At 32.1% G+C, this 25,161-nt stretch carries 26 protein-coding genes and 1 tRNA gene; 12 read left to right on the forward strand and 15 right to left on the reverse strand.

Annotated elements, in window-relative coordinates; all coding sequences use genetic code 11:
* The first annotated feature begins 65 nt into the window (after positions 1–65).
* Positions 66–1,184, forward strand: a complete 1,119-nt coding sequence (gene tgt / locus HA145_RS01460; protein ID WP_209127539.1) for a tRNA guanosine(34) transglycosylase Tgt — start codon at positions 66–68, stop codon at positions 1,182–1,184.
* Between the two features lie 34 nt (positions 1,185–1,218).
* The gene (locus tag HA145_RS01465; protein WP_075488293.1) at positions 1,219–1,359 is read left to right on the forward strand and encodes a photosystem II reaction center protein K; all 141 of its coding nucleotides are present in this window, start codon (positions 1,219–1,221) and stop codon (positions 1,357–1,359) included.
* Between the two features lie 26 nt (positions 1,360–1,385).
* On the opposite strand, the gene HA145_RS01470 is transcribed toward HA145_RS01465, so the two are convergent.
* From HA145_RS01470 to HA145_RS01480, 3 genes are all read right to left on the reverse strand, one after another.
* Positions 1,386–2,390, reverse strand: coding sequence for a Gfo/Idh/MocA family protein (locus tag HA145_RS01470; RefSeq protein WP_209127568.1), 1,005 nt, complete (start codon positions 2,388–2,390; stop codon positions 1,386–1,388).
* A 51-nt stretch (positions 2,391–2,441) separates the two neighbouring features.
* Positions 2,442–3,710: a hemolysin family protein gene (locus HA145_RS01475; RefSeq protein WP_209127540.1), complete on the reverse strand. Its 1,269-nt coding sequence runs from the start codon at positions 3,708–3,710 to the stop codon at positions 2,442–2,444.
* 18 nt (positions 3,711–3,728) lie between these two features.
* Positions 3,729–3,801 (reverse strand) — tRNA-Ile (locus tag HA145_RS01480).
* A 141-nt stretch (positions 3,802–3,942) separates the two neighbouring features.
* On the opposite strand from HA145_RS01480, the gene pyrE reads away from it, so the two are divergent.
* Both pyrE and HA145_RS01490 read left to right on the forward strand, forming a co-directional pair.
* Positions 3,943–4,503, forward strand: a complete 561-nt coding sequence (gene pyrE / locus HA145_RS01485; RefSeq protein WP_209127541.1) for an orotate phosphoribosyltransferase — start codon at positions 3,943–3,945, stop codon at positions 4,501–4,503.
* Positions 4,504–4,513: 10 nt separating this feature from the next.
* Positions 4,514–5,350: a folate-binding protein YgfZ gene (locus HA145_RS01490; protein WP_209127542.1), complete on the forward strand. Its 837-nt coding sequence runs from the start codon at positions 4,514–4,516 to the stop codon at positions 5,348–5,350.
* Here the strand turns inward: HA145_RS01490 and HA145_RS01495 are convergent.
* The gene (locus HA145_RS01495) at positions 5,336–6,754 is read right to left on the reverse strand and encodes a TM0106 family RecB-like putative nuclease (protein WP_209127543.1); all 1,419 of its coding nucleotides are present in this window, start codon (positions 6,752–6,754) and stop codon (positions 5,336–5,338) included. The two genes, HA145_RS01490 and HA145_RS01495, sit on opposite strands and share 15 nt — an antisense overlap.
* Before the next feature lie 79 nt (positions 6,755–6,833).
* Between HA145_RS01495 and HA145_RS01500 the strand changes: the two genes are divergently transcribed.
* On the forward strand, positions 6,834–8,288 hold the full coding sequence (locus HA145_RS01500; RefSeq protein ID WP_209127544.1) for a phosphoglucomutase/phosphomannomutase family protein: 1,455 nt from the start codon (positions 6,834–6,836) through the stop codon (positions 8,286–8,288).
* Between the two features lie 2 nt (positions 8,289–8,290).
* Positions 8,291–8,866 (forward strand): RdgB/HAM1 family non-canonical purine NTP pyrophosphatase, encoded by a 576-nt coding sequence (rdgB, locus tag HA145_RS01505; protein WP_209127545.1) that lies wholly within the window; start codon positions 8,291–8,293, stop codon positions 8,864–8,866.
* A gap of 2 nt (positions 8,867–8,868) precedes the next feature.
* Here the strand turns inward: rdgB and HA145_RS01510 are convergent, their stop codons facing one another.
* The 3 genes from HA145_RS01510 to fabI form a co-directional block, all read right to left on the reverse strand.
* Positions 8,869–10,353, reverse strand: a complete 1,485-nt coding sequence (locus tag HA145_RS01510; protein WP_209127546.1) for a carotenoid oxygenase family protein — start codon at positions 10,351–10,353, stop codon at positions 8,869–8,871.
* 72 nt (positions 10,354–10,425) lie between these two features.
* Positions 10,426–11,031 carry an imidazoleglycerol-phosphate dehydratase HisB gene (gene hisB, locus HA145_RS01515; RefSeq protein ID WP_025953397.1) on the reverse strand — a complete coding sequence of 202 codons (606 nt, stop codon included), beginning with the start codon at positions 11,029–11,031 and terminating at the stop codon, positions 10,426–10,428.
* Between the two features lie 20 nt (positions 11,032–11,051).
* Positions 11,052–11,834: an enoyl-ACP reductase FabI gene (gene fabI / locus HA145_RS01520; RefSeq protein WP_209127547.1), complete on the reverse strand. Its 783-nt coding sequence runs from the start codon at positions 11,832–11,834 to the stop codon at positions 11,052–11,054.
* Positions 11,835–11,939: 105 nt separating this feature from the next.
* Between fabI and HA145_RS01525 the strand changes: the two genes are divergently transcribed.
* A complete protein-coding gene (locus HA145_RS01525) occupies positions 11,940–12,533 on the forward strand; it encodes a thioredoxin family protein (RefSeq protein ID WP_209127548.1) in 594 nt (197 codons plus the stop codon).
* A gap of 53 nt (positions 12,534–12,586) precedes the next feature.
* Positions 12,587–13,792 carry a DegT/DnrJ/EryC1/StrS family aminotransferase gene (locus HA145_RS01530; RefSeq protein WP_209127549.1) on the forward strand — a complete coding sequence of 402 codons (1,206 nt, stop codon included), beginning with the start codon at positions 12,587–12,589 and terminating at the stop codon, positions 13,790–13,792.
* Here HA145_RS01530 and HA145_RS01535 read toward each other — a convergent pair.
* From HA145_RS01535 to folK, 3 genes are read right to left on the reverse strand one after another with little or no spacing between them, the layout of a single operon-like run.
* Complete coding sequence (locus HA145_RS01535; protein ID WP_209127550.1) at positions 13,777–15,213, reverse strand: cryptochrome/photolyase family protein; 1,437 nt, start codon at positions 15,211–15,213, stop codon at positions 13,777–13,779. The two genes, HA145_RS01530 and HA145_RS01535, sit on opposite strands and share 16 nt — an antisense overlap.
* A complete protein-coding gene (locus HA145_RS01540; RefSeq protein WP_209127551.1) occupies positions 15,210–15,773 on the reverse strand; it encodes an NUDIX hydrolase in 564 nt (187 codons plus the stop codon). Before HA145_RS01540 ends, HA145_RS01535 begins: the two co-directional genes overlap by 4 nt.
* 47 nt (positions 15,774–15,820) lie before the next feature.
* On the reverse strand, positions 15,821–16,387 hold the full coding sequence (gene folK, locus HA145_RS01545) for a 2-amino-4-hydroxy-6-hydroxymethyldihydropteridine diphosphokinase (protein WP_209127552.1): 567 nt from the start codon (positions 16,385–16,387) through the stop codon (positions 15,821–15,823).
* 48 nt (positions 16,388–16,435) lie between these two features.
* Here folK and bchD point away from each other — a divergent pair, with 48 nt between their 5' ends.
* Positions 16,436–18,625, forward strand: coding sequence for a magnesium chelatase ATPase subunit D (gene bchD, locus HA145_RS01550; protein WP_209127553.1), 2,190 nt, complete (start codon positions 16,436–16,438; stop codon positions 18,623–18,625).
* 7 nt (positions 18,626–18,632) lie between these two features.
* On the opposite strand, the gene HA145_RS01555 is transcribed toward bchD, so the two are convergent.
* A complete protein-coding gene (locus HA145_RS01555) occupies positions 18,633–19,478 on the reverse strand; it encodes an MlaD family protein (protein ID WP_209127554.1) in 846 nt (281 codons plus the stop codon).
* 5 nt (positions 19,479–19,483) lie between these two features.
* Positions 19,484–20,269: an ABC transporter ATP-binding protein gene (locus HA145_RS01560; RefSeq protein WP_209127555.1), complete on the reverse strand. Its 786-nt coding sequence runs from the start codon at positions 20,267–20,269 to the stop codon at positions 19,484–19,486.
* A gap of 132 nt (positions 20,270–20,401) precedes the next feature.
* Here HA145_RS01560 and HA145_RS01565 point away from each other — a divergent pair, with 132 nt between their 5' ends.
* On the forward strand, positions 20,402–21,787 hold the full coding sequence (locus HA145_RS01565; protein ID WP_209127556.1) for a gluconeogenesis factor YvcK family protein: 1,386 nt from the start codon (positions 20,402–20,404) through the stop codon (positions 21,785–21,787).
* Here HA145_RS01565 and HA145_RS01570 read toward each other — a convergent pair.
* Genes HA145_RS01570 through HA145_RS01580 form a run of 3 tightly spaced genes read right to left on the reverse strand, consistent with a single transcriptional unit; the run spans position 21,784 to position 23,416 of the window.
* On the reverse strand, positions 21,784–22,314 hold the full coding sequence (locus HA145_RS01570) for an NAD(P)H-quinone oxidoreductase subunit J (protein ID WP_209127557.1): 531 nt from the start codon (positions 22,312–22,314) through the stop codon (positions 21,784–21,786). The genes HA145_RS01565 and HA145_RS01570 overlap by 4 nt on opposite strands.
* Positions 22,314–23,063, reverse strand: a complete 750-nt coding sequence (locus HA145_RS01575) for an NADH dehydrogenase subunit K (RefSeq protein WP_209127558.1) — start codon at positions 23,061–23,063, stop codon at positions 22,314–22,316. The genes HA145_RS01570 and HA145_RS01575 overlap by 1 nt, the downstream gene beginning before the upstream one ends.
* Positions 23,054–23,416, reverse strand: coding sequence for an NAD(P)H-quinone oxidoreductase subunit 3 (locus HA145_RS01580; RefSeq protein WP_011817786.1), 363 nt, complete (start codon positions 23,414–23,416; stop codon positions 23,054–23,056). Before HA145_RS01580 ends, HA145_RS01575 begins: the two co-directional genes overlap by 10 nt.
* A gap of 77 nt (positions 23,417–23,493) precedes the next feature.
* On the opposite strand from HA145_RS01580, the gene HA145_RS01585 reads away from it, so the two are divergent.
* Together HA145_RS01585 and HA145_RS01590 are read left to right on the forward strand one after the other, a co-directional pair.
* The gene (locus HA145_RS01585) at positions 23,494–23,922 is read left to right on the forward strand and encodes a rubredoxin (RefSeq protein WP_209127559.1); all 429 of its coding nucleotides are present in this window, start codon (positions 23,494–23,496) and stop codon (positions 23,920–23,922) included.
* Positions 23,923–23,931: 9 nt separating this feature from the next.
* Positions 23,932–24,948, forward strand: a complete 1,017-nt coding sequence (locus HA145_RS01590; protein ID WP_209127560.1) for a photosynthesis system II assembly factor Ycf48 — start codon at positions 23,932–23,934, stop codon at positions 24,946–24,948.
* The last annotated feature ends 213 nt before the right edge of the window (positions 24,949–25,161 follow it).

Raw genomic sequence — 25,161 nt, forward strand, 5'->3', positions numbered from 1 at the left:
ATAGATTCAGTATTAAATAATAGGGTAGATTAATTAAAAAGGATCAAAAAATTTTATAAATTATCGTGTTTGAATTTGAAATTACATCGAATTGCATTAACACAGGGGCAAGAACTGGTATTTTTCATACACCAAATGGTCAGGTAAATACACCAAAATTTATGCCTGTAGGTACTTTGGCAACGGTAAAAGGGATTTCTTCTAAGCAATTAACCTCTACAGGGTCAGAAATGATTCTCTCCAATACCTTTCATCTTCATTTACAACCGGGAGAAAAACTAGTTAAAGAATCTGGCGGAATACATAAGTTCATGAATTGGCCTAAGCCTATTCTTACTGATTCAGGAGGATATCAAGTTTTCAGTTTGGCCAAATTAAATAATATTTCTGATAAAGGTGTGGAATTTAAAAATCCAAGAGATGGAAGTCATGTATTTTTATCACCTGAAAAAGTAATACAGATTCAAATGGATCTTGGATCGGATGTTGCGATGGCTTTTGATCATTGTCCTCCGCATACAGCTAACGAAAATGATATTGAGGACTCTTTACAAAGAACTCATTCATGGTTGCAAAAATGTGTTGAGACTCATCAGAAATCCAATCAAGCATTATTCGGCATAGTTCAAGGTGGTAAGTATCCGAGATTGAGAGAATATAGCGCAAAATATACAAGTTCTTTTGATCTGCCTGGCATAGCAGTGGGAGGTGTAAGTGTTGGTGAGGCAGTCGAAGAAATACACAGTGTAATTAATTACGTCCCGAAATTCTTACCAATAAATAAACCAAGATATTTAATGGGAATTGGCTCTTTAAGAGAAATTTCTTTAGCTGTGGCTAATGGGTTCGATATATTTGACTGTGTTTTGCCTACAAGACTAGGAAGACATGGGACTGCATTTTTTAATGATGAAAGATTGAATTTGCGAAATGCTCGATTTAAAAATGACTTTTCTCCTATTGACAAAACTTGTAAATGTGAGACCTGTAAATCCTATTCTCGAGCATATTTGCATCATCTAATTAGAAATGACGAAATTTTAGGCCTAACCCTCATAAGTTTGCATAATATTGCTCACTTAATAAGATTTACCAATGCAATTTCTACTGCAATTAGAGATAATTGTTTTACAAATGATTTCGCTCCTTGGAAAACATCCTCTATTGCTCACCATACGTGGTAACGTCTTATCATAATTAATTAAATTATTAAAAAAGGTGCTCACTCTATTTAATACATTCGCTGAATTGCCAGAGGCTTACAAGGCTTTTGCTCCAACTGTTGATGTTCTTCCACTTATTCCTTTATTTTTCTTTTTATTGGTATTTGTTTGGCAAGCTGCAGTTGGATTTAAATAAAATTCTTTTAGTTTAGATTGTTAGTATTAGAAAGGATTTTCGAGTAAAATCGCATCTCCAGAATTATCTACAGCACTTTCTATAAAATCAGCAATTTTTAATGCTCTTGAGGCTTGCTCACCATCTACCTCGGGCATTTCTTTACCCTGAACGCATTTAAGAAAATGCTCCAGTTCTGCATAGAGAGGTTCAATGGAGGTTGTGCTAACTTCTTCGACATATCCATCATTTCTATAAACTAATTCTCCATGCTCTGCCGTGTATGATTCATGAGATTTTCTATGGATTTGTAAAGAGTGATTTAAGAAATCAGTTTCTACTAGTCCATTTTGGCAGTGAGCACTTAAATTTCTAATTTTTTTATGACTCATTTTGCTAGCAGTTAAGCTTGCAATAACATTATTTTTAAAAACCAAAGTAGCATTAACATAATCTATTAATCCTTCGCTATTCCTTCCTCCAACAGCTGCTAATTTTTGTATTTTTGAGTTTACAAGCTCTAAAATAAGATCAATGTCATGAATCATTAAATCCATTACTACAGATACATCATTTGCTCTATCTGCATGAGGACTATGCCTTCTTGCTTCTAAAACGACAATTTCTTCATTATTTACTATTTTATTTAATTCTCTAAAAGCAGGATTAAATCTTTCAATATGCCCAACTTGTAATAGACATTTACTTGCATTAGCGGCCTCTATTAAAGATTTTGCCTCCAACTCATTAGCTGCAATTGGTTTTTCAATGAGAACGTTAGTACCTCCATTTAGACAATCTAGTCCTACCTTATGATGAAGTAGTGTCGGAACAGCGATACAAATGGCATCAACTTTTGGAATTAAGTCCTTATAGTCTTTGAACCATTCACATTGAAATTGTTCAATAGCTAATTCACCTCTCTCTTCATTTGGATCTGCTACTCCAATGAGATTTGCATCTTTGAGTAAACTTAGTACTCGAGCATGATGCCAGCCCATGTTACCTATACCTATGACTCCAACCTTTACGGGTGATGAGGTTGGTTTCATAATTTTTAAATCCATGTATTTATTATCATTATCCTCCATGGAGAGCCAAATTTAGCTTTTGGGAAGGATTATTTTAACACGATCAATTTTTGGACCTGACATAGAAATAACTTCAAATTTAATGTTGTTAAAATCTAAAACGTCCCCAATTTTTGGAACCATTTGAAATTTTTCTAGCAGAAATCCAGCAAGAGTATGATAATCTGCTCCTTCTGGAATGAAACATCCTAACTTCTTATTTATATCAATTATTTCTGATTTTCCAGCTATTGACCAAGTTTTAGACAAATTATCTAACATTCTCATGTCTGAATAAATTCTATTATTGAGCATTTCTTCTCCAACTATTTCGCCATTTAGATCAGCTGCAGTTATGAGCCCCTCTGTTCCACCGTGTTCATCAACTACTAGCAAGAAAGGATTATAGTCTCTTACTATTGGAAATATTTCTGCTAAAGAACATGTTTCTATAATTTTTGTCACTGGTAAAATGAAAGGCTCTAACAATGTATTGGCTTCCATTTCACCTTTTGAAATTGGCTTAGCTAGATAACGTAAATCTAATACACCTAATACATCATCTAAAGACTCACCAATCACAAAGAAGCGAGCATGGCGAGTTTTATCAACTTGTTTCATAAGTTCTGAAAAGGTTATATTTTTTGGCAAAGTTACCATTTCAGATCTTGGAATCATTACTTCTTTAACTTGTGTATCTTTTAAAGCAAAAACTCCTTCAAGAATATTTTTCTCATCTGGTTTTAAACCTGTTACATTATCTGTTTCTATAAGAGTTTCTAATTCTCCTGCGGATAAACCCGAGTTTAAAGAATCCCATTTGTTGTTTAAATTGAACAAGCCTAAACACGCGCTAGCAAAGAATTCTATTGTCTTAACTATAGGATTCATACCTTTTCTTACGGCATCGAATATTGTGGTTAACTTTAATGCGGCAGATTCTGGATTGTTAATTACTAAAGCTTTTGGAATTAGTCCAGAAACAAGAGTAACAACTAAAACAATAAATAAAAATAATAGAAGATCATAAAATCTATTTGACAAAATATTGCTTTTCCAAAAATCATTAGCCAGGTTATTGCTGAGCCATCCAATTGCAATTAATGAAATTGTTACTCCAAATTGAGAAGCAATTAATGACGATCTAAAGCGTTTTTGAATTTTTAAAATTGAAAATGCTCCTTTCTTTTTTTCTTCTATTAGTCTTAAAACTTTACTGGGCCTAATTAATAAAAAAGAGAGTTCACTCGCTGCGAAAAAAGCTGGTAAAAATAAAAGAAATAAAAGTAGAGTTATTTTCATTCAATGACAAATGAATAATGGGGGTGGCGAGGATCGAACTCGCCTTAGCCAAATTATGAGTTTGGTGCATTCACCAGATTGCTACACCCCCAAGGGAATTTATGTAATTTTAATTACATTGAATTTCAATATACAATATAAAAATAATATTTCAAAAAACACCTCATTAGGAAGTTTTTGTGAGATTTCTTTTTTTTCTTCTAATCTTTAAATATAAATTTAACTTTTACTAATGGCCAAATTCTCGGATAAGTATGATTTAAATAAAGCAAAATTATTAAAACAGTTAATTGATAAATCTTACAAGAAAGGAAACTTCACTTTATCTTCAGGAAAAAAAAGCAGTCATTACTTGAACTGTAAACCAGTTTCATTAAATGGCGAAGGCTTAAACTTAATAAGTGATTTATTTTTAGAGTTAAAGGACTCAAGGTCAAAAGCTGTAGCAGGACTGACATTAGGTGCAGACCCTATAGTAAGTGGATTAATTGTCAAAGCAGCTTTGCATGGCCTATACCTTGATGGTTTAATAATTCGGAAAGAAATAAAACAATACGGTACTAAAGCTGGAATAGAGGGCCCTACATTAGAAGAAGGAACTTTGGTAACTGTTTTAGAGGATGTGGTTACAACTGCTGGTTCAGTTATAAAAGCTATAAAAAAGTTACGCGAAAATAATTATGTTGTTGAGGAAGTTTTGTCTATAGTTGATAGGCAAGAAGGGGGATTAGAAGCTCTTGAAGATGAAAATGTTAAATTAAAGAGTCTTTTTACAATAAAAGACTTTTTATAATTATTTCAAAATGCAAGATATTAAAAAAAAGTTTTGGCTTGAAAAATTTGATTGCATTTCTATTACTGGAAAAGATGCCAGAAAATTTTTGAATGGAATAACAACTGGTAATATTCTTGATTCAGAAAATAAAGTTATCAAAACTTGTTGGTTAACTCCAAATGGAGTTCTAAGGTCATTAATTGAAATTATTTTTTTTGAAAGAAACTTAGAAGTAATTATCTTGGTGGGTAACACTAATGAAATAATTGATTACTTTAATCAAATAATTTTTCCAGCGGACGATGTACTTCTAAGTGAACCTTTCTTGATAAATAGAATTCAGGAAATTGATGAATCTAGTTCATGGAGAACTCACAAGCCTATTTTCTTCAAAATAGAAGATAAAGAATTTGAAATATATAAAAATAAACTAAATTTACTAAATCCCAATGATTTAAAACTTTGGAAGATTAATCAGGCAATACCCTCATTAGAAATGGAAATAAACGGAAAAAATAATCCTCTTGAGCTTGGATTGCAAGATCTTATAGATTTTAATAAAGGTTGTTATTTAGGACAAGAAACAATGTCAAAAATAAAAAATGTTTCTTCTTTAAAACAAGAAATAAGAATTTGGAAATCATTTGAATCTAATTTGAATTTAGACGTTGAAGATAAAAATTTATATATAAATTCTGCCAAGGATATTTCTGTAGGCAAAATAACTAGTTTTTTTAAATCAGATTCTCAAATAAAAGGTTTAGCAATGATAAAAAGAAAATATTTAGAGGAAGGAAGTTATTTTTTTTCAGAAATTTTTGGAAAAATTATTATTAATAAATCTGTAGGATCAATTTTTCTTTAATTGATTTTTGATTAAATATTTTGCAATTTGTAGAGTAGCCAAACAATCATCTTTGTTATATTGGATAATTTTTTTTAAAAATATTTCGTTTTCTGTAATTTGATATTGAATCCACCAATAAAGGGCTTTCGATCCACTTACATTTTTCTGCATCCATTCAAATCCAAGCCAACTAGAAACAGTTTTTAAGCCATAGTTTTTTAGTGGTAATATCCAAGACTTTCTTATTAATGTATGTAAGTCAATAAATCTTGAGGAAAGTGAATCAATTTCTTCAAAACTAAAATTTAGGTTTTTAGTAATATTAATTATTGCTATCTTTTCAGTTTCTCCGTAATGTAAAATTGGCCATTCCTTCTGTGAACAAAGTATTTCAATAATTTTCCTGTAAGATTCTCCTTTATTGTTTTTGAGATCCAAAATTGGTTCATAAAGAAGATCTTCTTTTTTTGTAAACAAATTATTTATTTTTAAAAAACCATATAAAAAGTCATGCTTATCATCTGGATTTGACTCAATATCAAATATATAAAATCCTGAATATGTTTTTTCTAGTAGATCTTTATTATCATTTTTATTGGAAATGCGATATGGTTCCCCAGAAATATAAGCTTGTGCTTGCTTTACAAATAAGGACGCTTTTTCATACTTTTGATCGTTGAATTTAGATAATTTTTCTCCAAGTTGTTTTTCGCTATACGAAGCTAATGTTTTTGTATCAGATATTCCATTTGTTATGAGTAATGATGCCGTTTTGGATCCTATTCCATCTATATCTGTTAGATATCCATTTTCTTTAGCTTCTTTGTCACAAAATTTTTGCCATGAACAAATAGTACATTTTTTTCTATCTTGAGTTATTTCTGGCATAAACCCTTCCAAGCATTCATTCAAAGTTAATAAAACATTCAAAACTTTTTTTCTTAATTTTTTATTTAAATAAATTTCTTCAACATTAACTTTTTTATTAAAACTTGAAATTACTAATCCTTTCTCAATTTTAGATTCTTGAAAAGATTCCAACAGCATAGAACTAAAAGCTAAGTCGAATAAATGTTCTTTTGTGGTTTTGCGGCCTAATTTATAAACAGCAGGTAAATATTTATATTGCCCCCATTTACTTTTACCTTTAGTCTTTACAAGTAATTGTGGACGTATCTCTGCGTTAATATTTTGGAAAAGATTTCCTTTTATTTTTAATCCAATTACTCCTTGATAACCATTTTCACAGGCTTTTAATCCTGTATATATTTCACTATTACAAAATTCAGAGAAAATTTTAAACTGATTAATTTTATCTATAGCTTTATGGGGAGACCAAACTTCAGAAGATTTTTTACCCTTAAAATCTAGCCATGCTTTTCTTTTGCATCTTGTAAAACTTTTTAAATGAAGAGAATTCAAATTATTTTTAAGGGCGGTTTTAAAATTTACTCATATAAATTAGTATAGGTAATTAGAAGAAATCAAGGAAATTTTAAATTTGACAGCTGATAAATTAGATAAGGTAAAATTTGGAACTGATGGGTGGAGAGGAATTATTGGATTTGATTTTAATTTATCCAATCTTTCAAGAGTTGTAGTTGCTGCATCCCAGGAGTTGCATTATCAATACTATAAAGAAGTTAATTCAAAGAAAATTATTATTGGATATGATCGTAGATTTATGGCTTGTGAATTTGCTAAGCAAATAGTGCCTTTTGTAAGAGGATGTGGTTTAGAACCAATCTTATCTGATAGCTTTGTTACAACACCCTCATGTAGTTTCTATGCCAAAGAAGTGGGTTGTCTTGGAGCTTTAGTAATTACAGCAAGTCATAATCCATATAATTGGCTAGGTCTCAAAATAAAGAGCTTTAATGGATGTTCTGTTGACGAATATTTTACAAGTGAAGTTGAAAAAAGATTAATGCTTGGAAATTTAATTGAAAAAATAGATGGTGTTAATCAATTGGTAGATATTAAGAAATTTCATTTAGATAGAATTAAATCCCTTTTTGATATTGACTTTATTTCCAATAGATTGAAAAAAATGAAATTGAGAATTTTTGTAGATTCTATGCATGGTTCTGCTGCAAATTGTATGGATGAGATTTTTGCTTCTAATGATTTAGAAGTTATTTCAGAAATTAGGAAAGATGCCGATCCTTTTTTTGGAGGAAAACCTCCTGAACCTCTTTTGAATTATGCAGATGATTTAAAACAAACACTAATGAAAAATTCAACAAATGAAGTGAAAACTTTAGGAATTATATTTGATGGTGATGGTGATAGAATTGCGGCAATTGATGAAAAAGGAAGATACTGTAGTACTCAAGATTTACTCCCATACTTTATTAGCTATTTGGGCGAAATTAAAAATAATTCTTATCCAGTTTTAAAGACTGTTAGTGGTTCAGATATTATAAAAAATATATCAGAGAGTCAAAATAGAGATGTTTTTGAACTTCCAGTTGGCTTTAAATATATTGCTGAAAAAATGATTAAAGAAAAAATATTTATTGGAGGAGAGGAATCTGGTGGAGTTGGTTTTGGTGACTTTATGCCTGAAAGAGATGCTCTATATGCAGCGATGGTTTTATTAAATGGAATTGCTGAAAAATCTCAATATTTATATGAAACCTTAGATGAAATTCAAGAAGATTTTGGGCCAAGTTTTTATAAAAGAATTGATATTAAATTTCCAAATCAGTCAGAAAAAAATAACGTAAAAGAATTTATCATAGATAATATTCCTGAGAATATTAATAATCACAAGTTAAAAAGTATCTCAAAGATTGATGGAATAAAGTTGAGAATTGATAAAAATTTTTGGCTTCTTTTTAGGTTTTCAGGAACGGAACCTCTTTTAAGGTTATATTGTGAAGCACCAAAAGAATCTTATCTAATTGAGGTATTAGAGTGGGGTGAAGAATTTATAAATTTGGCAGGAAAATAAGGATGAAAAATTTATTTTTAGCGAGTAAGAATAAAGGTAAAATTGAAGAATATAAAAAATTGCTTGCTGGAGTTAATTGTAAATTGTTACTCCAGCAAGAATCATTAGAAGTTGAAGAGGATGGACTGACATTTAGAGATAATGCAATTAAAAAAGCAAGTGAAGTTTCGAGAAAAACGAATAATTTTTCAATAGCAGATGATTCAGGAATTTGTATTGAAGCATTAGGTGGTAAGCCTGGCATTTACTCATCTAGATATGCAGAAAATGATCAGAAGAGAATTGAAAGAGTTTTGAGAGAACTTGATGGAGTTCAAAATAGAAGTGCCTTCTTTATTGCTAATATTTGTGTTTGTTCCCCAAATGGTGAAGTGATTATTGAATCTGAGGCCAAATGTCATGGCAATATTATTTTAAACCCCAGAGGAAAAAGTGGTTTTGGGTATGACCCAATTTTTGAGGAGATTTCTACGAGATTAACTTTCGCAGAAATGAATAATGATATTAAAGACTCTTGTAGTCATAGAGGTAAAGCATTAAAAAAAATTATTCCAGATTTAATTGAAATTTTTTCCTAAATTCAATTAACCCAAGATCCATGAAGGCCATGAGGAATTGAAATGGGTAATTCATAAACAGCTAATTCTTTTAAGTCTTTTGCGTCTAGTATCACTAAATCGCTTCCTCTTCTTTCTCCGTTCCATAGAAGTATAAATAAAAATCCCTCATCTTCTTTTGAAGAGTTTTCTAATGGCACCATAATTGGTTCACTAACAAATCCACTTGGACCTGCTGACCAAAAAATCTCTTCCTTAGAAGTTAAATTTATTTTTTTTATTGCTTGAAGTGGAGCGTTCCCCAGCTTTTTAGAAGTGCTTGCCATCCAACTAAAAGTTGCTTTTAATCCTAAGTTTTTAGGATTAACTACAGCAAATTCACAGCATTGTTCACTGAAAGTTTCAAGTTCACAAGTTTTTGTCTTTAGATCGATAATTGATCTTTTCAGTTTTCCTTCTGGATATTTATCAAAGTCAATATCCCTAAAATTCTCGTCTGGACCAACTGATGGGAAATCATCATAAAAAATACTATCTAATACGATTTTGGAATCTTTTTCAAATGCGTTTACATGATGAAAAACGAATCCTTCTGGAGCATCTATTGTTAAAGGAGGCTGTCCTCTAAATAATCCACTTTCTCTGGGGATGATAAAAAACTTTGCCTTTTTATTTGGGTTTGACTTTAGACATTGTGCGGCTCCTCTTTGACCCATTACAAATGGAAGAGGATTGAAATCAATAGCATTCTGTAAAAATATTGCCCAATTTGTTGTAATTGCGAAATCATGAAGGAATGCAAAGCCGTTAAAGGTATCTTTTCTGTCAAAAATGAGCTCTCCAGAATTTTTACCAGCATTATCAAATTCCATTAATCTAATAGTACTTTTTGGCCCGGTTTGTACTCCAAAAGTGACTAAAAGTTCTGAAGATGCATTTGAGTTTAGGTCTGTTTTGGGATGAGCACTGAATGCTTCGTTAGGCTTGAGTACTCCTTTTAATGTTGTTAAACCAATAGTTTCAAGACTGTCAGGATCCATTGCATGTGGACCTGCTGCTTCCCATAATGCCAGAATTTTATCTCCTAATTTAATGACATGTGTATTAGCGATATTCTTGAATTTTAGATCTAATGCATTATTTAAAATTCCTCCATTTTTTTGTGTTCCAAAAACACCTCTATAAATAAATTTATCAATTTTTTCTTCTTCCAAATAGCCTTTAGTTTTAACAAATCTATTTGTTAAGAATGGCTGGCCATTTTCGAATTTTATGGATGTTATCATCCCATCACCATCAAATGGATGATGAACCCATTGTCCACCTCTCTCTAATATTCCTGGTCCATTTCTTAATAATGTTCCATTTAAATTTTTAATATTATTACCTTTGCTAATTTTTAAAGGCTCTTTAGTTAGCTCCTTTTCTACATTTTGATAAGCACTTGACCAATCTTCTTTTTTAAAAATATTAAATTTATTAATTTTTTTATCTTGTAAATTAGTCACAACAAAATAATCGCTTTATCTATCTTCGCCAAAAATCAACTGAATTGTGGCTGATTCGAAAAAATTCCTATTTTATTGTTTTTCTAACATTCCTTTACTGCTTGGAATTGAATCAGATCTTCTTGGATCTATCTCGGTAGCCATTCTCATTGCTCTTGAAAAAGCTTTAAAGCACGCTTCAACTATGTGATGTGAATTACTTCCTCGTATTTGATTAATATGCAGAGTAATACCGCTGTTATTTACAAAGGCAATAAAAAACTCTCTTACTAGTTCAGTATCATAATTTCCTATTCTAGGGGCTTTTAATTGAAGATCATAAGATAGATGCGGTCTACCAGAGCAGTCTAAAGTGACTTGAACTAATGCTTCATCTAATGGGGCAAAGAAATGTCCAAATCTGCTTATTCCTTTTCTTTCTCCCAAGGCTTTCGAAAATGCTTTGCCTAATGCGATTCCTACATCTTCATTTGTATGATGATCATCAATATGGGTATCTCCAATTGCTTTTATTTTTAAATCGAACAAACCATGACTGGATATTTGATGAAGCATATGATCTAAGAATGGTATCCCAGTATCAATCTCAGAAATTCCATTTCCATCTAAGTTTATAAATACAGAAATATCTGTTTCATTCGTTTTTCTTTTTATTTCAGATTGCCTTAGAGATGACATTTTTATGCAAAAAACTTAGTTTACATTCCATTAATGCAGTAACCCGCATCAACATAAATTGTTTGGCCTGAAATGCCGCTAGAGAGATCACTTAATAAAAAAGCAGCTGTATTACCTACTTCTGTTTGCGTGACTGTTCTGCGTAAAGGAGCCTTTTCTTCAACATTGTGAATCATATCTAAAATGCCACCTATAGCAGAACTCGCAAGTGTTCTTATAGGCCCAGCACTTATTGCGTTAACTCTGACTTGGTTTTCGGGACCAAGTTCTGCAGAAAGATATCTTACTGAAGCTTCTAAAGCTGCTTTAGCAACTCCCATCACGTTATAGTTAGGAATCGCCCTTTCTGAACCTAAATAAGTTAATGAGACAACTCCAGCACCATCACTAAAAAGTGGTTTTGCTGCTTTACATAAAGGTGCTAACGAATACGCACTTATATTAAGAGCCCTATCAAAACCCTCTGAAGTGGTAGCACTATAATCTCCAATCAATTCATCGCGTCCTGCAAATGCTAGGCAGTGAACTAATCCGTCAATTTGCCCCCAATTGTCTTTTATATTTTTAAAGATTTCTTCAATTTGAGCTGGATTTTGAACATCAAGAGGCAAAAATAACGATGGGTTTAAAGGTTCAGTTAGTTCTCTAACTTTAGACTCGAATCTTCCCTTATCATCAGGCAAATATGTGATCCCAAGTTCTGCGCCAGCTTTTGAAAGTTGTTGAGCGATACCCCATGCTATTGAACGATTGTTGGCAATTCCCGTAACAAGAATTTTTTTGCCAGTTAGATTTAGAAGCATTTTGTTTATAATTTCTATTATTCTCCTATATAAAAGTACCTATCTTTACGGATTACTGCAAAATATACAATAATTTTCAAATATCAAAGAATTTTCAACTTGAACATGGTAAAAACAAATTCTATGGTTTTGGAGTTGGGTTTTCAATTACCGAATTTCGAAATGTTAAATGCTAATTCTTCAGAAAATGAATATTTTAATTCTCATAATCTAGATAATCGGCATTTACTTTTAATGTTTATTTGTGCCCATTGCCCATTTGTTAAATATATTGAGAATCAAATTTGCACCTTAAGTAAAGAAATTGAAAATACAGTTCAAACAGTTGCAATTTCTAGTAATGATATTGTTACTCATCCTTCAGATTCTCCTAAAAATTTGAGATTACAAGCACAAACGCAGGGATGGAGTTTTCCTTATCTATATGATGAAAATCAAAATTTTGCTAAGAAATTAAAAGCGGCTTGCACCCCAGATTTTTATCTTTTTTCAAATGAAGGAGATGGTGATTTTTTATTGTATTATCATGGCCAATTAGACGATAGTAGACCAGGTAATAATATCCCTCTATCTGGAAAAGATTTGCGCTCTGCTGTAAAAGATTTGAATCAAGATAATTCTTATCCTTCAAATCAGATGCCTTCTTTAGGTTGCAATATAAAATGGACTCCTGGTAAAGAACCAAGTTGGTTTAAATGAATTAAAAATTTTTTTTACCCATAGAAATATGGTTTAGGGTTAATATATTTACTATGCAGATACCTCCATTTACTTTAAATAGGCAGTTCCAAGAAATTGGCTCTGAAATTGAGAGTGAGGTTTCTAAAGTTTTAAAAGGGGGCCAGTATATTGGAGGACAAGAAATTGCCAAATTTGAGGAGAGTTTTTCAAGTCTGATTGGTGTTGCAAATACTATTGGATGTAATAGTGGAACTGATGCTTTAGTATTAGCTTTGCGCGCATTAGATATTGGTGTAGGTGATGAAGTTATTACTTCATCTTTTAGCTTTTTTGCAACTGCAGAGGCTATTAGTGCAGTTGGTGCTAATCCTGTTTTGGTAGATATAGATCCAGAAACTTATCTCATTAATACTGAACTAATAGAACAAGAAATAAATTCTAATACCAAGGCAATTATGCCAGTTCATCTATTTGGTAATGCAGTGAATATGACCTTAATAAAATCTTTGGCCAAGAAATATGACTTAAAAGTAATCGAAGATTGTGCTCAGGCAACATGCACAATGTGGGAAACTTCTAAAGTTGGTAGTATCGGCGATATAGGCTGTTTTAGCTTTTTCCCTACTAAAAATTTAGGGGCTGCTGGAGATGGTGGAGCAGTAACAACTTCAGATCAGAAGATTGCAAAAAAAATTAGAGAACTGGCTGTTCATGGCAGCCCAATAAGATATCATCATACCCAAATTGGATATAACAGCAGACTTGATACCATTCAAGCTGCCATATTAAACATTAAAATTAAATATATTTCTAAGTGGATTAATAATCGCCAAAAAATTGCTAATAATTACCTTGATTTATTAGAAAAAAATCCATTTATTAGTTTTCCAAAAATTAGCTCTGATTCAATTTCCCATTCTTGGAATCAATTTGTAATCAAATTAAGAAACGATAAATATTTTTTAAATGAAGATTTTTCAAATTTATTTGATACTGATTGCAAAAAATACTATTCCTTAAGGAATTTGGTAAAACAACAACTTTTTGAAAAAGGCATTAATTCAATTATTTATTATCCAATTCCAATACACGCACAAATAGCTTACAAAAATAAAAATTTTTCTAGAACAAAACTTATTAATACAGAGAGAATTTGTACAGAAGTTCTTAGTCTTCCAATGTTTCCTGAAATTTCTTATGAAGAGCAAGTTTATGTAGCAGAAAATTTAAATAAAGTTTTAAAGAATTGTATAGAGGAAATTCAAATTTCAGCATAAAGTGATTTAAATAATCTTTGTTGTATGTTGTGATTGACAATTGGGCTTGAATAATTATTTTTTTCTAAATTAGATATCTCCCCATTTAATAATTCTGAATTTGATACTTTAGATAATTCAGGAATCCAATATTTTATATATTCGCAAATAGGATCAAATTTTTTTGCTTGAGTATATGGATTAAATATTCTAAGTGGTTTTGGATCCATACCGCTACTGGCGCTCCACTGCCATCCCCCATTATTTGCAGCTAAGTCTCCATCAACCAAAGTCTCCATAAATTTTTTCTCGCCCATTTGCCAATTGCATATAAGATCTTTTACCAGAAATGAAGCCACTATCATCCTACATCTGTTATGCATCCAGCCAGTACTATTTAGTTGACGCATTGCAGCATCAATTATAGGTACTCCAGTCTCTCCGTTGCTCCAATGCTGAAACCATTCATTATTGTTTTGCCATGGAAAGTCATCCCATTTTTTTCTATATGGACCTTTCTCTAGCTCTGGGAAATGGAATAAGCAATGTTGATAAAATTCACGCCAAACAAGTTCTTTTTGCCAAGTTTCAATTGATAGATAATTTCCTTGATTTGCAAAATCTGAATTTAAATTTAATGTGGCGTTCCAAATTTTTCTAATGCTAATGGTGCCGAATCTGAGAGATGCACTTAGAAAAGATGTCCCATTATGGGAAGGAAAATCTCGTGCAGAATTATAAGAATATATTTTTTTTTCGTTAATGAAGTTTTCTAATAATGTTTCTGCAGCATTCTCTCCAGGTTTACATGGACAAATATTCGAACCAGGGAATTTGATATTTTTGATAAATTTCTCTAGAACCGAATCAGATGAATTTATTGTCTTATTTTGTTTGAGTTTATTATCTATATCTTTAAACTGGAAAACAACTTTATCTTGGTAATATGGACCTAATAAATTCATGTTTGATTTAAGGTTTTTATAAAAAGGCCCATAAACTGAATAAGGTTTATTGTTTCCGGAAAATATTTTTAAAGGTTCTACTAATAAGTGATCCCAAGTCTCAATAACTTGAATATTTTGTTCTTCTAAATTTTTTTTTATTTTTAAATCACGATTAATCTCATAAGGTTCAATTGATCTATTCCAAAAAACAAATTTCGCATCTATTTTCTTTGCTAATTGAGGAATTATTAATACTGGATCTCCTTCTTCCATGATTAATCTACTACCCATTTTTTCCCAATTATTTCCTAATTCTTGAAGCGAATTTCCTAGAAACCAAGCTCTTGAACTGGCATTGAAATCGTGTGGGTAATTTTTATCAAATATGTAAGTTGAAGTAATAGCATTTGATAATGAAAATGCTTTGATTAAACCTTGATTGTCAAATATTCTTAAATCCTTTCTATGCCAAAAAAGTATTCTAGGTTTATTCATGATTTATCTAAAAATTGTTTAGCTCTAAACCAAGCTGTCACAGTTTTTGCGTCAAGAATCTCATCGCCACTAGAAATAAGATTATCTAGTTCGTTCGGATCTAAAATTAATACTTCTATATCTTCATCTAAATCTCCTTTAACCTCAGAATTTAGTTTGCTCAAATCACGCGCTAAAAATAAATAAATTTCTTCATCTGCATAACCAGGAGCAGGAACAAGAGTTCCTAGTTCATTCCATTTGTTTGCACTAAATCCAGTTTCTTCTTGTATTTCTCTTTGAATTGAATTAATAGGTGTTTCACCTATTTCTAATGTGCCTGCTGGAAATTCTAATAAATACCTTGAAACAGCAAATCTATATTGCCGAAGAATGATAACTTTATTGTCTTTTGTAATAGGTACTGCTAATGCTGCCCCAGGATGCTTAATGTATCCATATTCACCTTCGTGTCCATTTGGAAGCTCAATTCTATTTATTTCGAAACTAAATTTTTTTGACTTTAACTCAGATATTTTTTCTTTAAAAATGGATCTTTTTAAAAAGTTTATGTTGCCCATGAATTTTAAATAAAAATAGCCTAGCAGTTATTTTTTGGTTTTGTAAATCAATTAATAGACCATTTTGGGTTATCAAACTTTGTGATTTTTTGGCTTCTACTTAAGATTTCAGAAAGTGGTGTAATAACGAAATTCCGATTCGTGAATCTGGGGTGAGGTAATGTTAATTCCTCGTCAACCGTATGAAAATCTTCCCACCAAAGAATATCTAAATCGAGACATCTTGATAGCCATTTCTTACCTTTTGGCGTCTCTTCTCGTCCGAAAAATCTCTCTAACTTTTTTAGCTCTTTTAAAAGTAATTTCGCGTTTTTATTTGATGGTTTAGGGAAAGAATTACTTTTTATAAGTAATAGAGTATTTAAATAATTTGGCTGCTCATTATCAACACCGTGAGGTAATGTCTCATAAATTGAAGACCAAAAAAAGTTTGCATGAAATTTGCTTTTCTCTTCTTTTTTTTCGTTGGAACTATCCCCCCACTCATTTATTAATTCCTCTATTTTTGGTTTGCAAATTAATAGTGACTCAATAGGGCTTCCGAATTTACTATCAATATTTGCTCCGAGGGATATACATAGTCCATTTTTGATATTAAGATTTGATAATTCCACTACAAAAAACAAAGTTATTGGATAAATTCTATATCAGGCATTTTTAAAGTGATTTTGAACCCCGAATTAAAAGAAAAAGGAGAAATAAAAGATTTAATGAAGTCAAAGGATTCTTTTAGAGCTTTCCCTTTGGCCGCAATTACAGGTCATAGCTTGTTGAAATTATCTTTACTTTTGGCAGCAGTTGATCCTAGTTTAGGAGGAGTAATTATTGCTGGCGGAAGAGGTACTGGTAAGTCAGTTTTGGCTAGGGGTTTACATACTTTACTTCCTCCTATAGAGGTATTAGATAATGAATTAATACTGGAAAAGATAACTGAGAAAAATAATGGAACTACATTAAGACCTATTGGTAGGAACCTAGATCCAGATAAACCAGAGGAATGGGATATTAGTACTGATAAATTATTGGAGGAGATAATTGGAAGTGATTATTTGAAGCAAATTGAAGAAATTCCTAAAAAAGTAAGAGAGGCTCCATTTATTCAGGTTCCCATTGGCATAACTGAAGACAGGCTTGTTGGATCAATTGACGTCGCTGCATCGTTAAGTACGGGGGAACAAGTTTTTCAACCTGGAATTTTAGCAGAGGCTCATAGAGGTGTTCTTTATGTAGATGATATAAATTTATTAGATGATGGTATTGTAAATTTAATTCTTGAAGCCACAGGAAGAGAGAAAAATAATATTGAAAGAGATGGTTTAAGCCTTTCTCATCCTTGTAAGTCACTTTTAATAGCAACTTATAATCCTGAAGAAGGTGCTTTAAGAGATCATGTTTTAGATCGTTTTGCCATCGTGCTTTCCGCAGATCAATCTATTGATAATGCTCAAAGAGTTGAGATTACAAAATCTGTTTTATCGCACGCAGAAAATAATATTAAATTTTCAGAAAAATGGTCTGAAGAATCTGATAATTTATCTACTCAATTAATTTTGGCAAGGCAATGGCTAAAAGACGTCAAGATAACAAAAGAGCAAATAACCTATTTAGTAAATGAGGCTCTTCGAGGAGGTGTAGAGGGGCATAGATCAGAATTATTTGCTGTGAAAGTAGCTAAAGCTAATGCAGCTCTTCGAGGTGATGAGAATGTAAATTCTGAGGACCTTAAAGTCGCAGTAAGATTAGTTATCCTTCCACGAGCAATGCAAATACCTCCTGAAGACGATGATATCCAGCCGCCACCTCCTGAAGAGCAGAGTCCGCCTCCCCCACCTCAATCAAATAATGATGACTCTGAACCTGAGTCTAATGAAAACGATGATAATCAAGAACAAGAGCAAGAAGAAGATAATTCTGACGGAGAGGAAGAATCAACTCCTGAAATACCTGAAGAATTCATATTGGATCCTGAGGCATGTATGGTAGATCCTGATTTGTTGCTTTTTTCATCAGCTAAAGCGAAAGCTGGAAATAGCGGCAGTAGATCAGTGATATTTAGTGATAGTAGAGGCAGATATGTAAAACCTATTATTCCAAGAGGTAAAGTAAAAAGAATTGCGGTAGATGCAACTCTCCGTGCTGCAGCCCCTTATCAAAAATCAAGAAGATTGAGGAACCCTAATAAATCAATAGTTATTGAAGAAAATGATTTTAGGGCAAAGCTTCTTCAAAAAAAGGCTGGAGCTTTAGTTATTTTTCTGGTTGATGCTAGTGGCTCTATGGCTCTCAATAGAATGCAAAGTGCTAAAGGTGCAGTAATAAGGCTTTTAACTGAGGCATATGAGAATAGAGATGAAGTGGCTCTTATTCCTTTTAGAGGTAATCAGGCTGAAGTTCTTTTACCTCCAACAAGATCTATAACTGCTGCTAAAAGAAGGCTAGAAACAATGCCTTGTGGAGGTGGATCCCCTTTGGCTCATGGATTAACACAATCAGCGAAAGTAGCAAAAAATGCTCTCTCTACAGGAGACATAGGTCAAGTCATTGTTGTTGGGATTACTGATGGGAGAGGGAATGTACCATTAGGATTATCTCTTGGACAAAATGAGGTTGAAGATAAAGATAAAGATAAAGTTAATGAAAATGTCAATTTAAAGCAAGAGGTTCTTGATATCGCTGCAAAATATCCCATGCTTGGGATAAAACTCTTAGTAATTGATACAGAGAGGAAATTTATTGCAAGCGGCTTTGGTAAGGAATTAGCAGAGGCAGCTAAAGGGAAATATGTTCAACTGCCAAAGGCTACAGATAAAGCGATAGCAGCCGTGGCTTTAAATGCTATCAATGAACTCTAGATATTACTTATGGATAAATTTCGTTAAGAAATTTTGAAAGTCCAATAGTCAAATCTCTTATAGATTTAGTTAATTCCTTATCTTTTGTTAATTTTTCAAAATCATCACTCATATCATCTAGTTTGCTTGAGATAGAACTTACAGCATTAATGGTTAATTTAATGTCTTTAAGGGTTTCTTTATCGTCGATAGTAGATAAAATGTTATTTAAATGATTAGCAGCAATTGTAATTTCTTTTATTAAAGGTTCAATTCTTAGAATTTCTTTTTTAGATAAATAAATTAATTCATCGAGATTTTCTTGTGTTCTATCAAATTGGTCAATTGAGTTAACGATGTTCTCAATTAAGTTTTCTTGATTTGATTCTTTTAAAAGTTGACTTAATGTGTTGGTTATATTTGAAAGGCTCGAAAGTTGCTTACCAGTAATAAGATCTCCCTCACAAATAATTATTTTGGGATCGCATTTTTCGGATGTAGGTTTTGCAATGTTTTTAGGAATTGTCTTATTACTAGTTTCTAAAGCCACTTGGACATCTCCTCCAAGAAAAGAATTCGTTACTACTCTTGCAAATGCTGGTCTTGGAAGAATAATTTCTGGATTATTTAAAACTATTTTTGCTTTAATTGATTCATTAGTAAATAAGATATCTTCAATTGATCCTACTAAAATTCCTCTGTAAGTAACTGGAGACTTTTTTGATAAACCACTTGCGTTGTTGAACTCAGCAAACAGGTACCAATTTTTTGAAGATAATTTTACTCCTCTTAGCCAAAAGGAAAAAAATGTGAATATTAAGATTCCTCCTAATAAGGAAAATCCAACTATTGAATCTCGTAAACTTCTACGCATAATTTTTAAAAGTCTTTGGGTTGCATTGGACCATCAAGTTTCCCATGTCTAAATTGAAATACATAGGGATCATTACTCTCTTTAAATTCATCTATCGAACCTGCCCATCTAAATTTACCTGCGTAAAGCATTAAAACTCTATCTGAAGTCCTTTCTATAGTACTAAGAACATGGCTAACTACAATAGATGATCCCTTTGCTTTATCATTTGTTTTATTAATTAAATCTTCAATTCTTGATGAGGCAATTGGATCAAGACCTGCTGTTGGTTCATCAAAAAGTAATAAGGGTTTACTATTTGCATTCAGAGTCTGATCTGAGATTAAAGCTCTAGCAAAACTAACTCTTTTTTGCATGCCTCCGCTTAACTCATTTGGAAATTTATTCTCAACATTAAATAATCCTACCTCAGCTAAACATTCACATACGATTTCATGGATTAACTTTTTAGATAGATTTTTATTTTTTTTTAGAAGAAAACCAACATTTTCTTCAATAGTTAATGATCCTAATAATGCTGGGTTTTGAAAAACTAGCCTTACATCAGGAGGATTATTTTGATCTAATCTCAAATATATCTGTTTCTCACCAAATATTTTTAATTCTCCTTTGGTAGGTAAAATTAGTCCTGCTAATATTTTTAAAATAGTTGATTTGCCAGAACCTGAGGGACCAACAATAGCTAATTTCTCCCCATTATTTAGTTCAAAATTTAGTTGATTCAGCACATTAACTTCCCCCCAGCTTATTGAGAGGTTTTTTGTTTCAACTGCAGGCTTTAATTTTTTCAAAATTTATATTAAATGAAAGTCACCTTTAATTACATATTGCCTATTTTTGGAAATAAAAAAAGGATGTATGAATTTGATTTATAATATATTTATGAAGATTTCATTTGATAAAAAATAATTCAAGAGGTTTAAATGAATAAGCGTAAAAGAAGAGTAAGAAGATATTATAAAAATTTTAAAAAGTCTAATCTTGTCTTCTTGAACAAAATTTTAAGAATTTTGAGCTGGCTTCTGCCAGGACTCGTAATAAAAAGATGGATGATTACATCTGCGATTGGATTTTTGACTACATTATTAGGCATCGCAATTTGGACAAATTTAAGACCACTCTATTGGCTTATTGAAATATTTTTCTGGTTAATGACAGGTTTAACTAGGATCCTGCCTGTTTCATTTTTGGGACCATTAATATTTGTTCTTGGAATATTATTAATAGGGATTGGACAAAATAGAAGTATTAATTCTATTCAAAAAGCGCTTGTTCCAGAGAAAAATACATTTTTAGTTGATGCTTTAAGAGTAAAAAGTAAATTAAAAAGAGGTCCTAATATTGTTGCAATTGGCGGAGGTACAGGCTTATCTACTCTTCTAAAAGGATTAAAAAATTACAGCAGTAACATTACTGCTATTGTAACGGTATCCGATGATGGTGGAAGTAGTGGAATTCTTAGAAAACAATTAGGTGTGCAACCTCCAGGAGATATTAGAAATTGTTTAGCGGCTTTATCAAACGAAGAACCTACCTTAACTAGGTTATTTCAATATAGATTTTCTGGAGGAAGTGGTCTGGAGGGACATAGTTTTGGGAATCTATTCTTGTCAGCTTTAACAACAATTACAGGTAGTTTAGAAAAAGCAGTTCAGGCCTCAAGTAAGGTTTTGGCTGTACAAGGTCAAGTTTTACCAGCAACAGATGTTGATGTTATGTTATGGGCCGAATTAGAGGATGGTGAAAAAATTTTTGGAGAAAGCAAGATAAGCAATTCTAAAAAATTAATTTCAAGGATTGGTTACCTACCAGAAAATCCTTCTGCTCTTCCAAGTGCTATCGAATCTATAAAAGAAGCTGATTTGATTGTTCTTGGGCCAGGAAGTCTATTCACCTCTTTGTTACCTAACTTGTTAGTGCCAGAGATAGTAGATGCTTTATTGCAAAGTAATGCCCCTAAAATTTACATAAGTAATTTGATGACTCAGCCTGGCGAGACAGATGGACTTAATGTTTATCAACATGTCAAATCAATAGAAAAACAACTATCAAATTTTGGAGTTAATACTCGAATTTTTAATGCAATTTTATCTCAAGTCCAATTTGAAAAGTCTCCATTGGTAGATTATTACGAAAGTAGAGGGGCGGAACCAGTCCAATGTAATAAAGAAAGATTATTATCTGAGGGATATTATGTCTTACAAGCACCATTATATTCAAAAAGAATAACCCCAACTCTTAGACATGATCCTAGGAGATTAGCAAGAGCAGTTATATTTATGTACCGCAAATTAAAAAAACTAAATTAATATGCATCTTGAAGTTCATAAAAATCAGGCTGAATATAGTCTTTTCGCAATGGCCATCCTCTCCAGTCTTCCGGCATTAATAGTCTTTTGGGATTTGGATGATTTATAAAATTTATTCCATACATGTCATATGTTTCTCTTTCTTGCCAATCACTTCCTTTAAAAATTTCATACAAACTAGGGATTGATAAATCAGAATCTCTTTTTAAGAAAACTTTTAATCTAACTTCTTTAATTTTTTCGATTTTTTGTAAGTCATCAACAGTTATAAAATGATAGAAACTAACAAGATTTTTCCCCGGTCCTTCATCATAGCCACCTTGACATTGAAGATAGTTGAAACCATAATTTCTTAACGCCGATACCGCTTCATATAATTTGCTAGGTTCCACAGAAATGTTTTCAATTCCTATGTGATCATCAGATAAAGATTGATTTGGAATTCCATCTTTAGACAAAGATTGGCTTATAAATCCTTCTTTCTCTATTGAAGTATCTGAGGATGTGGCTATACCGTCTTTTTCCATTAATCTTCTACAGAATTAATAATTTCAGTTTTTTCGCTGTTTTCAGGGAATTCGGTTATTTTTTCTTTTTTGGAGGGGGATATTACGTTAGCTGAAGTTTTGTTTAGATATTCACCTGTATTTTCTGAAAAAACAAGGTTCATTTCGTGATCTGATGTAATGTATCTGTGAGTTTGTTCTGTTTTTGTACGCTCTAAAATTGATTCATTACCAACTTTTTTTCTTAATTTAATTACAGCATCAAAAATTGCTTCTGGTCTTGGCGGACATCCTGGGAGGTATAAATCAACTGGTATCAATTTATCAACACCTCTTACAGCAGTTGTAGAATCTGCACTGAACATTCCCCCTGTGATTGTGCAGGCACCCATAGCAATAACATACTTTGGTTCAGGCATCTGCTCATAAAGTCTTACAAGCGCTGGTGCCATCTTCATTGTTACTGTCCCTGCAACTATTATCAAATCTGCTTGCCTTGGCGAGCTTCTAGGTACTAATCCAAATCTGTCAAAATCAAATCTAGATCCGATTAAGGCAGCAAATTCTATAAAACAACAAGCTGTTCCATAAAGAAGGGGCCATAGACTGCTTAACCTAGCCCAATTATGAAGATCATCTAAGCTTGTCAATATAACGTTTTCGCTTAAATCTGTAGTAACTTGGGGTGCACCAAGAGGGTTGCAAGTCCCTTCTCGAATTTCTCTTATTGCTTTTGGTGATAATTGTGGATTCAATTTTTTTAACTCCATTCTAAAGCGCCTTTTCTCCATGCATATGCCAGGGCAATAACAAGTATTGCAATGAAGATTAAAGCCTCAATAAAAGCTAATAAGCCTAATCTATTGAAGGCAACAGCCCAAGGATAAAGGAATACTGTCTCAACATCAAATATAACGAAAACCAATGCAAACATGTAATAACGAATATTAAATTGAATCCATGCTCCTCCAATAGGCTCCATTCCAGATTCATATGTAAGTTTTCTTTCACCTGTTCTCCCTTTTGGGGCAACGATGAGATTAGTAACTAGAGCTAATACTGGAACAGCTGCGGCAATTAGAAGGAAACCTAAAAAGTATTCATAGCCAGTTAATAAAAACATCTTAAAAAATTAATTTTGAATAAAAGTCGCTTAATTAAGCAAAATCTTTTAAAGTTCTTAAAGAACAATAATAAGCCGTGAGTGAAAACATTCAACCAGCCTCTGAGGAAAACAAAATAGTTGAGAACTTTGAGAAAGAAAAACTTTCTGAAAATTCCTCAGGAGTAAATGTTGAACAACCTACCCCTAATCTAGAACAAAATAGATTCGAATGTAGAAGTTGTGGATATATTTATGATCCGTCTGAAGGAAATAAAAAATTAAACATACCTAAAAATACTCCTTTTTCAGAGTTGGATGGTAATACTTTCGCTTGCCCTGTTTGTCGAGCTGGTAAAAATTTTTATAAGGATATAGGTCCTAAATCTAAACCAAGTGGTTTTGAAGAAAATTTAGTTTATGGGTTTGGCTTTAATAGTTTACCTCCTGGACAAAAAAACATATTGATCTTTGGAGGGCTAGCGTTCGCTGCTGCTATGTTCCTTTCTTTGTACTCTTTGCATTAATATATACAAATGAAAAAAATTATTACTATTATTCCCAATCTTCTTTTATCAGTTCTTCTTTGTTTTGTATTGAGCAGTTGTTCATCTACAGGAGTAAAGATGAGTGATAGCAGCCCTTGGAAAACAATTAAGTTTGAGGACCAGTCTAATGCTTTAGATGTTGACTTTATAGATGATAAAAATGGATTTTTAGTAGGTTCTAATAGACTTATTATGGAATCTAATGATGGAGGAGAAACTTGGGAAAAAAGAAATTTAGATTTACCAAGTGAAGAGAACTTTCGTCTCCTAGATATTGATTTTAAAGGTGAAGAGGGATGGTTAATAGGTCAGCCTTCATTAGTAATGCATACACTTGATGCAGGAAAGAATTGGACTCGTTTATCTCTAGGTAACAAATTACCAGGTCAACCATTTCTAATAACAACTGTCGACGGCGGTGTTGCAGAATTAGCTACCACTGCAGGTGCGATTTATGAAACATCAGATAGTGGTGAATCATGGAATGCAAAAGTTCTTGATGCATCTGGTTCTGGAGGAGTAAGAGATTTAAGAAGAACTAATAAAGGAGATTATGTAAGTGTAAGTAGTTTAGGTAATTTCTTTTCTACTTTGGAAAAGGATAGTGATGCATGGATAGCTCATCAAAGAGCCAGTAGCAAAAGAGTTCAAAGTATTGGTTTTAATCCAGAAGGAAGTTTATGGATGCTTTCAAGAGGAGCAGAAATTAGATTTAATGAAGATACTAATGACCTAGAAAATTGGTCAAAACCTATTATACCAATTCTTAATGGTTACAATTATCTAGACATGGGATGGGATCCAAATGGTGATATATGGGCTGGCGGGGGCAATGGCACTCTAATAGTAATTAAAGATCAAGGTAAAACTTGGAATAAAGATCCTATTGCTTCTGAATTGCCAACAAACTACATTAAAATAGTTTTTCTTGATAATGAGGCTCTAGACAATCAAAAAGGATTTGTACTTGGCGAGCGTGGTTATATCCTTAAATGGAATAGCTAACTTTGAATAACTTGAGTTAATAGTAAAAAAAAAATAAATTTTTGAGAGATTTAGCAACTGTCTGTAACCAACCTGTTAATTTCTTCGCGATCTTATGATTTTACACTGTAAGATCATAGGGTAAACATTTGTGATTATGGCCGCAGGTTCAACAGCTCTTTTAATGACTGGACTTGTTGCTTATGGAGAATCACAAGCTCCTGGATTAGGAGT

The sequence above is a fragment of the Prochlorococcus marinus XMU1411 genome, assembly GCF_017696075.1.
Lineage (GTDB): Bacteria > Cyanobacteriota > Cyanobacteriia > PCC-6307 > Cyanobiaceae > Prochlorococcus_A > Prochlorococcus_A marinus_V.